The following is a 14,201-nucleotide window of genomic DNA, read 5'->3' as shown; positions in this document are numbered from 1 at the left end:
TGACCAAGCGGTTGAGGCTGATACCATCGCCATTGTGTCCTGCTCTAGCCACTGTGCCAGTTGAGCTTGATGGTGTGGCTCGGTGACGATGAGTCCGGTGGCGGTGTCATCTAAAATATATTCAATTCGAGCATGAGGATATTCTGGCGATAACGGTACATAGGCGCCGCCAGCTTTAAGTACTGCCAAAATACTCACCACCATATTCACGCTTCGCTCTAAGTACACCCCTATCAGGGTTCCTGGGGTCAATGCGTGACCATGAGATGCTAAATACTGGGCTCTAATTTCTCTGGCTAAGCGGTTAGAGGCGTCATCCAATGCTTGATAAGAGACTTGCTCATGCTCATACACTAAGGCGATAGCGTCAGGACAAAGCTGTGCTTGCGCACTGAACAACTGCGCCAGCGTGTTTGCCTGTGGATATGCTTTGTCTGTGTCATTCCATTCAAATACAAGCTTTGTGTAATGCTCTTCAGGGATGCTAGCATCTATCTGATTAATATTATTTTTTTTATAATGCATAGAATAAAAACCTCTGGCTCCAGCATGACAATGCCCCCTATACTTGTTTTTCTTATAAAGGGACAAAGGTCATTAATGGAGTAACCAATTTCAAGAAATTAAAAAAGTAAACGTACCTAAAAAGCTACTAACCAAGTTGGATTATGAAGCCCTGATTGCTTTGACGAATATGTAGCCGCCGGTTCTACTATCTTCTTTTAATGAAATTGATGCAGATTTTAATATTTTGAATCCCAAGTCTGAGAAGCATTTATCTAACTCATCTTCGGTTAGAGGAATGCTTTTATAGAAGTTGTTACCTGAAAGCCAACCATTTGTGCGGTTTAAAAATGCACCTTGGAAGATTCCGTTTTCTTTTAGGAAGTTACATGCGTTTTGAAGAGATTGGAGGAAAATGTCTTTTGAGTCACTGATACAATCTAATACGAAGTGTGCATCAACAACGTTATATTCTTTTTCTATATGTGGTTGTAAAATATCAAGCTGAGTAATGTTATTAATCTTATTTTTGATTAATTTTGTTCTAGCTTCGATTCCACATGTATCAGTTGGTTGAGTTTCGAGTTCTAAAGCTTTTTTTACATAAAAGTCCCAATTATGGCCCTCACCTTCTACCCACTGTTTCACTTCCGCTAGGCACTCATTGTTAAAATCGGTGAAGTCGATTGAATCAACATATTTAGACGCTGTAATTATTGAGCTAATAACAGGCCCACCACCAATAACCAACATAGAACCTTGAGGCTTGCTTGTATCATAACAATGTTGCCACCAATTTAAATGAAACCCTTCTTCGTAATCAAAAGAGGGATCGTCCGAGTAGTAGGTTCTTAAATATTCTTTAGGACTCATCAACTAATTTCCTTTTAAACAATACCGATAATTTTCAACAATTTATATTTTTGGTATTTTTCATCTTGTAAAAATACAAACTTAAATTGTCTAGATACCTAGTAAGAAAATCACCATTAGCCGCCAATGTTGTTGATCAAAACATCCTTCCAACGAACTTTTAGCAGTGTAAAAATATTTTCTGTAAGCGTTGTTTCAGCACTGCTGATTCAAGCGACATATAGATTTTTAGGGGGCTGAAAGGCGCACACTAATAAATTGAAGTTCATAAATATGAAATATTTCATACGCATAGTTAAATTGAACTTGTCGCAACTATTGCGTCTTTCTACTCCCGAATGTTCCGGTACAGAATACATCCATCAAAATAAAATAACAAGCGTTAGACCTAAAATTAACAACAATAACAATAGTATTAATTTTAAATTATTTAAAAATAAAAAATTAAATTTTGAAACAAAAGTGTAACAGTGTGTGCGTAAGTGACATGCCTCGTAATGTTAAACTTTCGAGAAGTTTAATTGGCGGTTCATCATATTCATTGTGAAAGATATAGCTTCTAGAATTAGGTAAAAGTTTGCTTAAAGCTGCATAGAGAAATACTAAAACAGCATTTAAAAGACAACTTTTAAGTGATTTGCATCGTCATTTTGATGTGGATCTTGTGCATAGCGTTGTTGTCAAATAAGCGATGATGAACGACCTTTATCGTCAGTTACATTCCTGAATTTAGATACCCTAAAATAACTAAAGTAGATTTTTGTCAATGATGCGTGATAATTTTTTGTCAGAGTGCTTGTAACGTCGTCTTCTTGCATAAATGTTCTGTTACAATTTTGCTATTGTTTAGATTAGCAAGTCCGCTACAAGCACATATTTATTTGCTAAGGCTTAGATTATAAAGTACGAGACCTTCAGGACTAAAAAATTGTTTTTTAATAAATTAGTCTATTGGTTTGAAGAACACACAGTTGATTTCTAATCCGTGGGTTTGTTTTATCAATACCCACTTTGGTTGATACATATGCTACTATGAGTAAAAATAATATCGGACATTAGATGCATGCTAGTACCTTTGGTCGACACCCTTAAGCAACTACGTTATCAAATAGCTCATGTTGAAGACAAAACACTGCAACAAGAATACCCAGAATTAGAGGTATTCCTCACGGAACTTTCCGTTCAAATCGATGGTATATGGGATGATCTAGCTTTTTTATATCAGTTTCTTTATGTGTATGGTAGAAAATCGGAAGCAACATTTAATCGCTTCCGAAATGAGCTTGAACGATTTTATCTATGGGCTTGGCTTGAGAAGCAGCAATCGGTATTTTTGCTAAAGCGTGATGAAATTGAAGAGTATGTCGATTTTATGGTTGAACCTGAACCTGCTTGGTGTTCATATTCGGTTCAATGGCGCTACAAGGATCAAAAAGGCGTTCGACAGATTAATACAAACTGGCGCCCTTTTGTCGCAAAAGAGACAACGGTTAGTCAGCAAACACTCGCAGCGATGTTTACTGCTTTAAATGTGTTCTATAAATTTGCTATTTTAGAGGAAAAATCCAACACCAATTTTGTGCCAGTGGTGAAGAAAAATAGTCCGTATCTAGTGGTGCAGTCTCAGATAAAATTACCTGATACTTTGAGTAACTTACAATGGGAATATGTACTGGGTGTTACAAAAGATATGTGCGAGAAACATCCAGATCTTGAGCGTAATTTATTTACTCTTGCATGTTTAAAAGGTCTGTACCTGAGGATTTCGGAATTATCGGAGCGTGTGCAGTGGTCGCCAGTAATGAGTCATTTTTGGCAAGACCCCGACGGTTTTTGGTACCTACGAATTATGGGTAAAGGAAATAAACTACGAGATGTCACTCTAAGTAATGACTTTATTGAATATTTAAAGCGCTATCGTGGATTCCGCGGCTTACCTCCCTTACCTCGTGTTGACGAACCCTACCCTATAATCCATAAATTACGTGGCCAGGGTGGAATGAATGTTAGACAATTACGCCGCATTGTTCAGCAAAGTTTTGATTTAGCAGTAGAATCTCTTAATAAAGATGGGTTTACAGATGAAGCGGAGCAATTAAAAGCAGCTACTACTCATTGGCTACGTCATACTGGCGCTACCCATGACGCGCAACATCGGCCGCTTAAACACTTGTCTGAAGATTTGGGGCACTCTAAAATTGCGACAACCGATCAGATTTACATACAAACAAACATTAAAGACCGAGCTAAGTCCGGTGCCAAGCGTAAATTATAATTATGTTAAATTGACCCTGATTTATAAATTTCAGGGTCTTACCTAAAATAATTTAGCCAATAGAACGTGCTATAAATTCAATCGGGTGCAATGGTTTTTGTTTTTCATATCGCTTAACCTGACTTCGACATGAAAAGCCTGTTGCTAATAGCTTATCAGGTGATACAGATTGAACATTACTTTGCCAAGACATCTCATAAAGCGTTCGACTATTTTTTTGGTTTTGTAGCTCATGACCATATGTACCTGCCATTCCGCAACAACCTGTGTTGGGCGTAACAAGTTTAAGACCAAGCTGAGAAAAAATATCTTGCCATACTTTGGAAGTGTTCGGCAATGCTGTGGTTTCAGTACAGTGAGTTAACAAAGTATATTGTGCTGCTGGCTCAACATTTAAAACTAATCTAGACCAATCCTGATCTTTAAGCCACTCATGCGCTAGTTGAACTGAAAAGTCGATGTCATCACGCGTTACGAATTGTTTGTATTCATCTCGATACACCATAACTAAAGAAGCATCTAGGCCAATCATCGGAATGTTATGTTGAGCAAGTTGGGCTAGAAACTCTGACGCTCTATTCGCTGTTTTAGTAAAAGCTTTGAGGAAACCTTTAACATGTTGAGCTTTACCATTGGGCACAAATGGCAGAAGAATCGGTCGCTTACCTAGCGCTTCAACTATGTCAACACACGATGCAACGAGTTCCGCTTCATAGAAACTGGTAAATGGGTCTTGCACGATGAACACGGAGTTTTGCTTTTCATGTTCGCTCATATTCTCAAGCAAAGATTCACTATAGTGATATTTTTCTTCAACGCGATGATTTAGTGAAGGTGTACTTAGAGTTGGCGTATCAACATAACCCAAGATACGTTTTATAAGACCCGATATAAGTTCGCTTGAAACCACAGGGTTAACAATCGACGCAAACTTTGACAAGATTGGTGCCATCGTTTCGATGTTTGCTACTAAGTAATCTTTGAGTGGGCGGTTATATCTGCTGTGATATAGATTTAGAAAGCGCGCTCTAAAACTTGGTACATCTACTTTGATTGGGCAAGCGGTTGTACAAGCTTTACAGGCCAAGCATTCATCCATTGACTCTTTTACTTCGTGAGAAAAATCATAAGAGCCCTGCTTTTTGGCATTGCTATTTCTAAAACGTTCCCACCATGTTGTATCATTTTCTCTATGAACAAGTTGCTTTTCAATATCAAGTACATCAACATTAGCTTCTTGTTGAAGTCTCAACCATTCACGAATTAGACTGGCTCGCCCTTTTGGAGAATGACGTCTATCTTTTGTGACTTTATATGATGGACACATTGGCGATGCTTCATCATAGTTAAAGCAAAGACCATTACCATTACAGTTCATAGCATTTTCATAACTGTCACGCACGTTAATATCAATACGCTTATCAAACCATGAGCGTTTCTGATCATCCACACTTACAAGTGAGTCTTCACTTTCATATGGTGTACAGATTTTCCCAGGGTTTAGGCGGTTACCTTTATCAAATGCTGACTTGATTTTACGTAGTTCAGTGAATAGTTGCTCGCCAAAGAATTCTGGACCATATTCGCTTCGATAGCCTTTACCATGCTCACCCCACATCAAGCCACCATATTTTGCGGTAAGGGCAACTACTTGATCTGAAATTGTGCGCAATAGTTTTTCTTGTTCAGGATCGCACATATCAAGGGCGGGTCGAACGTGAAGAACGCCGGCATCAACATGACCAAACATGCCATATTGCAGGTTATGAGAATCTAGAAGTGTTCTAAACTCAGCTATAAAGTCAGCTAAATTTTCAGGAGGGACAGCGGTGTCTTCAGCAAATGCTAATGGTTTTTGCGTTCCTTTCGTATTACCTAACAGGCCTACCGATTTTTTACGCATTGCGTATATTTTTAAGATATCTTCTTTGCTATTAGTCAGTTGATAGCCTATTACCCCAGCTTGCTTATTAGCGATGAGGATATCTAGCTTGCTACACAAATCAGATATTTTGTTGTCCATTTCATCAGCTGTCTCGCCGTTGAACTCCACCATATTCAAGCCTTGCATGTCGATGCCAGGTACATCGGTTATTAAGTCCGATACTGAGTGCCAGATGATGTCTTCTTTGGCCAAGTTCAATACTTTACTATCGACAGTTTCGACAGAAGTCGCTTGAGCATCTACCAGGAACGGTGAATTTCTAAGCGCTGAGTCAAAGCTATCATATTTAATATTGATTAGCGTTTTGAAAGGAGCAATAGGGGTAATGTTAAGTTTAGCTTCGGTGATTACACCCAGTGAACCTTCAGAGCCTGTAATAATACGCGAAAGATCAAAGGTGCTAAGGTCATCGTTAAACACATTTTCTAAATCATAACCGGTCAAAAAACGATTTAGTCTAGGGAACTTCGATAGAATTAATTCACGGTTTGGCTCACAAGATTCAAGTACTTGCGAATAAATTTGCGCAACGCGATTATCTTGCTCGGCAATAATTTTGGCTTTTTCTGTTGCTATTTTACTGGTGTTTAGTTCGGTGCCATCAACGAGATAGGTTTTAAGAGCTAATACATGGTCACTGGTTTTACCATACACCAGTGAACCTTGTCCTGATGCATCGGTATTGATCATTCCTCCGACTGTTGCCCTGTTACTGGTCGACAAGTCTGGTGCAAAAAAGAAGCCATACGGTTTTAGAAAGTCATTGAGCTGATCTTTAATGACACCAGCTTGTACGCGTACCCAACGTTCTTCAACATTGATTTCCAGTATTTCTCGCATGTAGCGAGAAAGGTCTATGACGATACCCGGTGTTAGAGATTGCCCATTTGTTCCTGTTCCGCCACCGCGAGGACCAAATGTCAGAGATAAAAACGGATCCTGCGCGGCACATTGTAATGCCGTTTGGATATCTTTATTATTTTTTGGGAAAATAACTGCTTGAGGGACATTTTGATAAATACTGTTATCAGTTGAGTTAATTAACCTTGTCCCATAGCTACAATCAGTTTCACCCCCAAACCCCGCACTTTTTATGGTGCTAAGATAGTCGTTTAATAATTCGTTTGCTGTATCTTGCTGACTTATATTGGCGATCATGATGGTAATAAATTATTGCTTTTGACACATTGTATCATGTAGTTAGATTTAAAAAATTGAGAAATTTAATCTTTGTTACATATTATGACAACTCTGACATATCCTATGCTCTATATTAGGATGGTAACTTTTGGAGAATTGCCAATGAAAAAACTCTGTATTTTACTTCTTGGTAGTCTGTTTGTGCTATTAGCACTTGTTTTTATTATTGTTCCGGGGCCATCAATAGTATTTTTGCTTGCGGCGTTGGTGTGTTTCTCGATGTATTACCCAAGGGCTCGAACTTGGTTAAAGAAGGTACAGTCAATATTTACTAAGGCGTGCTACAAGTTAGATAGACTAAAGTAAGAAATAAAAAAGGCCGGTAAACACCGGCCTTTTAAATGGCAGTTTCGGTTAACCTTTCAGCTTGTCAGCTAAATATAACCAAGTTTCTAAAACTGTGTCGGGATTCAGTGAAACAGAGTCAATCCCCTGCTCTACCAACCAAGCTGCAAAGTCTTCATGATCAGAAGGACCTTGACCACAAATACCTACATACTTACCCTTTTCTTTGGCTGTTTTGATTGCCATTGAAAGTAGCTTTTTGATAGCTGGATTACGCTCATCAAATAGATGTGCGATTAATCCAGAATCACGGTCAAGACCCAAAGTTAGCTGAGTTAGATCGTTAGAACCAATTGAGAAACCGTCGAAGTACTCTAGGAATTCCTCTGCAAGTAGTGCATTTGATGGTAACTCACACATCATGATAACTTTTAGGCCATTCTCACCACGTTTTAAGCCGTGAGCTTCAAGAAGTTCAATAACTTGCGCCGCTTCTTCCAACGTGCGAACAAATGGGATCATGATCTCAACGTTGGTTAACCCCATACCATTGCGTACACGTTTGATTGCTTCACATTCAAGTGCGAAACACTCACGGAAGTCTTCAGAAATATAGCGAGAAGCTCCACGGAAACCAATCATTGGGTTTTCTTCTTCTGGCTCATATTGCTGACCACCCACAAGGTTCGCGTACTCGTTAGATTTAAAATCAGACATACGAACGATTACGCGCTCTGGTGCAAAGGCACAACCTAATGTAGCGATACCTTCAACGAGCTTAGCAATGTAGAATTCAACAGGTGACTCATAGCCTGCGATAATATCGTTAATCTCTGCTTGTAAATCAGCAGGTTGGCTATCAAAATTGATGAGAGCTTTAGGGTGAACACCAATCATACGATTAATGATAAACTCTAAACGCGCGAGCCCGATACCAGCATGTGGTAATCTAGCAAAGTCGAAAGCACGGTCGGGGTTACCAACGTTCATCATTATCTTCATTGGAAGTTCAGGCATTTCGTCAACACGTGACGAGATCACTTCATACTCCAATTCACCTTCGTAGATATAACCAGTATCGCCTTCGGCACATGACACTGTTACATGTTGGTTATTGGTAATAAGGTCAGTGGCATTGCCACAACCTACTACCGCAGGAATACCTAATTCACGTGCAATAATTGCAGCGTGACATGTACGGCCACCGCGGTTTGTTACGATTGCCGCTGCGCGCTTCATGATTGGCTCCCAATCTGGGTCAGTCATGTCAGTAACGAGTACGTCACCTTGTTGCACTTTGTCCATTTCGTCGATTGAGTTTAGGACTCGGACAACACCTGCACCGATCTTGTGACCAATAGCACGACCCTCGGCAATTACGTTTGACTGAGCTTTAAGTTGGAAGCGCTCCATAACGTTTGCATCTTCATTCGAGCGAACCGTTTCAGGGCGCGCTTGAACAATATAAAGTCTGCCGTCGTTACCATCTTTAGCCCATTCAATATCCATTGGACGGCCGTAGTGTTTTTCAATGATAACTGCTTGCTTAGCGAGTTCTTGCACTTCTTCATCAGTAATTGAGAATTGAGAAGATTTCGCTGGGTCCATATCTACGATTTCAACTTGCTTACCGTGTGACTCGTCACTTGAGTAAATCATTTGAATCGCTTTGGAGCCAATGTTACGACGAACAACGGCAGGTAAGCCTTTGTTTAGTGTTGGCTTATGGACATAAAATTCGTCTGGGTTTACAGCACCCTGAACAACCATCTCACCTAGACCGTAGCTTGATGTTACAAACACTACGTCTTCAAAACCAGATTCGGTATCAATACTGAACATAACGCCAGAAGATGCTTTGTCTGAACGAACCATGCGTTGGATACCAGCAGATAAAGCAACTCCACGGTGATCATAACCTTGGTGAACACGATAAGAAATTGCTCGGTCATTAAATAACGAAGCAAATACGTGTTTAATCGCAACCATCACAGAGTCAATGCCACGAACGTTCAGGAATGTTTCTTGCTGACCTGCAAATGATGCATCAGGCATATCTTCAGCTGTAGCTGATGAACGCACTGCAAATGAAACGTCTGAATTTGTATCGCCTTGAAGAGCGGCGTAAGCGTCGCGGATTGCTTGGTCTAGAGCGGGTTGGAAGGGAGTATCTATGATCCATTGTCTGATCTGTGTGCCAACCTTGGCGAGGGTGTTGACGTCATCGACATCAAGGGTATCTAGTATGGTGTGGATCTTTTCGTTTAAACCAGATTGGTCAAGGAATTCATTAAAGGCTTCTGCGGTAGTCGCGAATCCTCCTGGAACTTGTACACCAGCGTTTGATAGATTAGATATCATTTCCCCAAGTGAAGCATTTTTACCACCAACTCGAGGCACGTCTTGCATACCTAACTCTTGATACCAGAGAACGTAGTCTTGCACGGAACTGTCTCCAAAAACAAATTGTAATAAATGTGAGAGATTGTTTGACCTTTTGTAGGGGTCGCAGGCATTCTACACTGGTAAGGACACCTACGTAAACCGCGTTAGGAAAAATTCAGTTAATTTGAAACAATAAGGTTATCATGAGAACGGCATTTTATATTTCAGACGGAACGGCTATCACATCCGAGGTATTTGGCCACGCAACGCTTTCAATGTTTCCGGTGGAATTTAATCATCAAACTATCCCATTTGTTGAAACTAAAAAAAAAGCGATGGAAATTAAAAGGCTTATAGATTCAACTGCGGAAAGTTGTGGCGAACGTCCGCTGGTATTTTTCACTTTCGTTAACCCAGAATTATCAGAAATTATTCTCTCATCACAGGGCGTATGTTACGATTTTTTGGCTCTTGCCAGTAAAGTAGTAAAAAAAGAACTGAATGTAGACCCTGTGCCAAAAATTCACCGCACACACTCTATTCATGAAGCAAGTTATGACTTTCGCATCGATGCAGTTAACTACGCGTTAGCCAATGATGACGGTGCAAATATTAAAGATTATGAACAAGCAGATATAATATTAGTGGGTGTCAGTCGAAGTGGTAAAACCCCAACAAGTTTGTATCTAGCACTTCAATACGGAATAAAAGCAGCTAACTATCCAATGACAGAGGATGACCTAGAAAAGGGCAACTTCCCTAGTTGTCTGCTCCCATACAAACACAAGTTATTTGGATTGACTATTAACCCTGAGCGTCTTTCTGCAATTCGTGAAGGTAGGATGGCAAATTCAAAATATGCGTCGTTACGTCAATGTCGCATTGAAGTTCGCGAAGTCGAAATGCTTTTTAAGCGACATAAAACGCCATATCTAAACTCAACGAGCCATTCCGTGGAAGAAATATCAGCCAAGATAATTTCAGAAACAGGTTTAACAAGACGCAAATATTAAAAAGGCCGCTGACGCGGCCTGTATATTATGCTTTAGTTCGTGCGTCTTTGAGTAAATCAGCAACCAAGAAACCTAATTCGAGTACCTGGTCAGCATTAAGTCTAGGATCACACTGAGTGCGATACCTTTGCGCCAAATCTTCATCAGAAAGGCCATAAGCGCCACCAGTACATTCGGTAACATGCTGGCCGGTCATTTCTAAATGAACACCGCCCGGGTAAGAACCTTCGGCTTTATGTACAGCAAAGAACTGGCTGATTTCACGTAGAATATTGTTGAAGCTACGGGTTTTATAACCTGTACTGGCTTTTTCAGTATTGCCATGCATAGGGTCTGAGGACCAAATAACCTTGCGACCTTCTTCTTGCACTTTTCTAACTAATGCTGGTAACTTTTCTGGCAACACATCTGCGCCCATACGGGTAATTAATGTTAAACGCCCTGGAATATTCTCAGGGTTGAGAGCATCGATTAGTTCAATGAGCTCATCTGGCTTCATTCCTGGGCCGACTTTAACTCCTATAGGGTTCTTTATACCCCTGAAAAATTCGATATGCGCGTGATCAAGCTGACGCGTGCGCTCACCTATCCATACAAAGTGTGCCGAACAGTCGTACCAATCGCCGCTTAAGTGATCTCGTCGAGTTAGTGCTTCTTCATACCCAAGCAGTAACGCTTCGTGAGACGTATACAAATCAGTTTCTTTTAAGCTTGGAGCTACCGCTGAAACTATACCGCACACTTCCATAAACTCGAGAGCGTCTTGAATGCGGTCAGCCAACTGTTGAAACTTTTCTTTTAAAGGATTCGCTGCGACAAAGCTCATATTCCAGCGATTTACTTGGTGTAAATCAGCTAATCCACCTTGAGCAAACGCTCTTAAGAGGTTTAGCGTTGCTGCACTATGATGATAAGCGGTCATCAAACGGTTTGGATCTGGTATTCTTGACGTTTCTGTAAATTCAAAGTTATTGATAATATCGCCACGATATGAAGGTAATGAAATACCATCGATAGTCTCGAAATCTGATGAACGCGGCTTAGCGTATTGGCCAGCCATACGAGCTATTTTTACAACGGGACATTTACCGCCATAAGTTAACACTACAGCCATTTGCAATAATGTTTTAAAAGTATCTCTGATGTTTGCGGCATTAAAATCTGAAAACGATTCTGCACAGTCACCGCCTTGTAACAAAAACGCTTTGCCCTCACAGACGTCTGCTAGTTGTTTATACAAACTACGAGTCTCTTCCGCAAAAACTAATGGCGGAGCACTATTAAGTTGTTTTTCGACTTCTTTTAGTGCTGACTGATCGGGGTATTCAGGTTGCTGAACAATTGGATGATCTCTCCAACTGTCAGGACTCCATGGTTTCATTCTATTTTCCTCATTCCAAGTAGTATTACTTCAAGTTGAAAGTAACGTATAGACGTCTTGGCATCAAGGAAAATTTAATATTCTTTCACTTTAAGAACACATCATACATTTAATCAATTATATGAACAGGTCAGCACTACATAAAATATGTATTAACTAACACCCAACCGGATAGCCAAGATGAAAAATTTTATGACCTGTATAGCATGAACAATAAACATACTTGTATATTTTTGAGGCTAAAGGAATTCTTCGATTCACTGCTTTATATGATATGGAATAGTTAGTTAGAGAAGCTAGCTGACAGCATAAGTTCATTGAATTGAATTGAAGACTAAGTCCGTATAGGTTTCAAAGAAGCTAAATTTAACATAATCTATCAGGGCATCCCCCGCTCTTCCCCTTCACTAATAATTATTAAAATTTGTGATAATTAAATGGACTAGTTTCTTCATAGCTTATGGGTGAACGTCCCATATAGTGTTCGCTATGCTCTAAAGGTTTACCAAGAAGCGGTAATCCATGAAAAATAAGTGAGAATTAGCGGTGACCATAAAGCTAAATCCGTATAAGGCCAATAATCTAGATGATTGATACACCCCACCGAGCCCTAATCAACCAATACATCAAACCCAGGTCATTAAAATTTGAATAGCTGTAATTAACCTGCTTAAGCGCATTTATCTATGAGTCTATGCTGCTAGATTTCATGTATAAAACAACATTGACCCTAGCGGCAAAAATTTGTACTTCAGCGCTAAATATGGACCATAATAGAAACCGGTCTATCATAGTTCCTCTCGTGCCAATGGGACATTTTTCTGCTGTCAAATTCAGGAGGACAAACAATCCACCCTTGAATATCTGATTGCGTATATTTAAATAGAACCCAGTTCTGTTCATCCATAGTGAATGCTTTGTTACCGAGTCAATCTTCCTCTCATTAAGTAGAAGACTCTAAAGTTATTTCTATATGTTTCATAGCAACTGTTTCTATCTGGTAATTCTCAAACCTTTTTGGGAAATCACGACATAAAATTAAATTATCTCGCCATCAAAAAAGAGGAATTGCTATAATGTAAATAAGAACACATCATACAACATTGTATCTCAATAACTAGTTAAACACCGAGATGTATAAAACAAAAATCACCAAGAATAGAACTACCGTAAGTGATTACTTACTACGATTTTAATTCCAAATATCTTTATGTGTAATAGATTCAATTACGTGACGTAACATCAGTATGTACTTATTTTTTCAAGGCTTTGATAATCAGTGTTATAAAACAAAAATGTTGGTCGAACAGGTTCGCTTTATGAATAAATAAGAGAAACAAATTATCTTTTATAAAAAGACGAACATCTGCTATCATCACGTAAGAGAACACATCGTACATAAAGTTCTCACAGGCAAAGGTCAGCATTTCACAATTAAAAAGGATGATGTGTTCTTCATGGCATCAAAATTCTCAATTCGTTCCCAATTCGACTTACTTCATGAGCAGTTATCTCTGTTCTGTGAGGAATTGCAAAATTCAAATATTGTAAAGTCTACTTACTTCGAGTTACCTAAAATTGATAAGGAACAGGAAGAAAAAGCACCACTTTCTATTAGTGTGAATAAGATAAAAGGCCAAGAAGCTACTAATAAGATAGTAAGCGCTTACAAAGATTTATTCATGGGACAAAAGGTTAGCGGTAAGGTAGTTCAGCGACATCCGGGACTCATAGCTATTAATGATCATGATGGTGGTCTACAAGCACGACTTAAAGCAGTGAACGAAGCCAAGCAAAAGTTCAAAGAGCTTATTTTAGAAATTCCAAATAATGATGCACGTTTCGAGGCCGTTCATAGTGCAGTTCCATCATTAATTACCATTGCCGGCTATAGAAAGATCCATAGTGAAACCGCTATTCCCTACTCCATAAGATTTACATGGATGACCAAACATGCGACTCGTACTCTTTCTAAAGAAGCTGCTTTGGAAATGCTTTCCCGTTCATCAAACTATTCAAACCCAAGAATGATTGACCAACAATCTTGGCAAACTTTAGTTGAACAAGAGAAGATCCGAGTAAATAGCTTGAATTCCAAAAGTAAATTAAGAATCAGACGACCAACAAGAGTATCACCTGAAGTAAACGTGCGTTTTACTGCACAAAAGCGTTATCATGTTAGCGCTGCTTTACCATTTATATTATTCAACCCACACCCAGAAACTAAGTTAGGCGACTTATCAAATTACGAAAAGGCTGATAGTCATCCAAGAAAAAGAGCGTACAATTTTTTGGTTGACCGAATCTACTTGGAAAAAGTGGAATAGAAAAAGCGCCTTT

Annotated in this window: 9 protein-coding genes; 4 read left to right on the top strand and 5 right to left on the bottom strand. The window is 39.4% G+C overall.

Features of this window, described 5'->3' with window-relative positions:
- Positions 1 to 525, bottom strand: a 525-nt coding sequence (locus BIW53_RS20445) for an AMP-binding protein (RefSeq protein WP_139158903.1), incomplete at its 3' end; no start/stop codon positions are given.
- A gap of 141 nt (positions 526 to 666) precedes the next feature.
- A complete protein-coding gene (locus BIW53_RS20440; protein WP_070993861.1) occupies positions 667 to 1,377 on the bottom strand; it encodes a class I SAM-dependent methyltransferase in 711 nt (236 codons plus the stop codon).
- Positions 1,378 to 2,440: 1,063 nt separating this feature from the next.
- Here BIW53_RS20440 and BIW53_RS20435 point away from each other — a divergent pair.
- Entirely contained in the window at positions 2,441 to 3,652 is a 1,212-nt protein-coding gene (locus BIW53_RS20435) for a tyrosine-type recombinase/integrase (protein ID WP_070993860.1), read from the top strand.
- A 52-nt stretch (positions 3,653 to 3,704) separates the two neighbouring features.
- Here BIW53_RS20435 and ydiJ read toward each other — a convergent pair whose 3' ends face one another.
- Positions 3,705 to 6,755, bottom strand: a complete 3,051-nt coding sequence (ydiJ, locus tag BIW53_RS20430; RefSeq protein WP_070993859.1) for a D-2-hydroxyglutarate dehydrogenase YdiJ — start codon at positions 6,753 to 6,755, stop codon at positions 3,705 to 3,707.
- Positions 6,756 to 6,839: 84 nt separating this feature from the next.
- Here ydiJ and BIW53_RS20425 point away from each other — a divergent pair, with 84 nt between their 5' ends.
- A complete protein-coding gene (locus BIW53_RS20425) occupies positions 6,840 to 7,103 on the top strand; it encodes a PGPGW domain-containing protein (RefSeq protein WP_342671990.1) in 264 nt (87 codons plus the stop codon).
- Positions 7,104 to 7,151: 48 nt separating this feature from the next.
- Here BIW53_RS20425 and ppsA read toward each other — a convergent pair whose 3' ends face one another.
- Positions 7,152 to 9,527, bottom strand: coding sequence for a phosphoenolpyruvate synthase (gene ppsA / locus BIW53_RS20420; RefSeq protein ID WP_070993857.1), 2,376 nt, complete (start codon positions 9,525 to 9,527; stop codon positions 7,152 to 7,154).
- 143 nt (positions 9,528 to 9,670) lie between these two features.
- Between ppsA and ppsR the strand changes: the two genes are divergently transcribed.
- Positions 9,671 to 10,480 (top strand): posphoenolpyruvate synthetase regulatory kinase/phosphorylase PpsR, encoded by an 810-nt coding sequence (gene ppsR, locus BIW53_RS20415; protein WP_070993856.1) that lies wholly within the window; start codon positions 9,671 to 9,673, stop codon positions 10,478 to 10,480.
- Between the two features lie 25 nt (positions 10,481 to 10,505).
- Here the strand turns inward: ppsR and BIW53_RS20410 are convergent, their stop codons facing one another.
- Positions 10,506 to 11,861, bottom strand: a complete 1,356-nt coding sequence (locus BIW53_RS20410) for a class II 3-deoxy-7-phosphoheptulonate synthase (RefSeq protein ID WP_070993855.1) — start codon at positions 11,859 to 11,861, stop codon at positions 10,506 to 10,508.
- 1,457 nt (positions 11,862 to 13,318) lie between these two features.
- On the opposite strand from BIW53_RS20410, the gene BIW53_RS20400 reads away from it, so the two are divergent.
- Entirely contained in the window at positions 13,319 to 14,188 is an 870-nt protein-coding gene (locus BIW53_RS20400) for a DNA replication terminus site-binding protein (RefSeq protein WP_070993853.1), read from the top strand.
- Positions 14,189 to 14,201: the final 13 nt, after the last annotated feature.

The organism is Pseudoalteromonas byunsanensis, from assembly GCF_001854475.1.
Classification (GTDB): Bacteria; Pseudomonadota; Gammaproteobacteria; order Enterobacterales; family Alteromonadaceae; genus Pseudoalteromonas; species Pseudoalteromonas byunsanensis.
Note: the sequence above shows the minus strand (reverse complement) of the source record. Positions and strands in the feature narration are given on the sequence as shown.

What these genes read in the sequence shown, in the direction of transcription:
- BIW53_RS20440 (WP_070993861.1), bottom strand. Translation starts at nt 1,377, where the DNA reads ATGAGTCCTAAAGAATATTTAAGAACCTACTACTCGGACGATCCCTCT.
- BIW53_RS20435 (WP_070993860.1), top strand. Translation starts at nt 2,441, where the DNA reads ATGCTAGTACCTTTGGTCGACACCCTTAAGCAACTACGTTATCAAATA.
- ydiJ (WP_070993859.1), bottom strand. Translation starts at nt 6,755, where the DNA reads ATGATCGCCAATATAAGTCAGCAAGATACAGCAAACGAATTATTAAAC.
- BIW53_RS20425 (WP_342671990.1), top strand. Translation starts at nt 6,840, where the DNA reads ATGACAACTCTGACATATCCTATGCTCTATATTAGGATGGTAACTTTT.
- ppsR (WP_070993856.1), top strand. Translation starts at nt 9,671, where the DNA reads ATGAGAACGGCATTTTATATTTCAGACGGAACGGCTATCACATCCGAG.
- BIW53_RS20410 (WP_070993855.1), bottom strand. Translation starts at nt 11,861, where the DNA reads ATGAAACCATGGAGTCCTGACAGTTGGAGAGATCATCCAATTGTTCAG.
- BIW53_RS20400 (WP_070993853.1), top strand. Translation starts at nt 13,319, where the DNA reads ATGGCATCAAAATTCTCAATTCGTTCCCAATTCGACTTACTTCATGAG.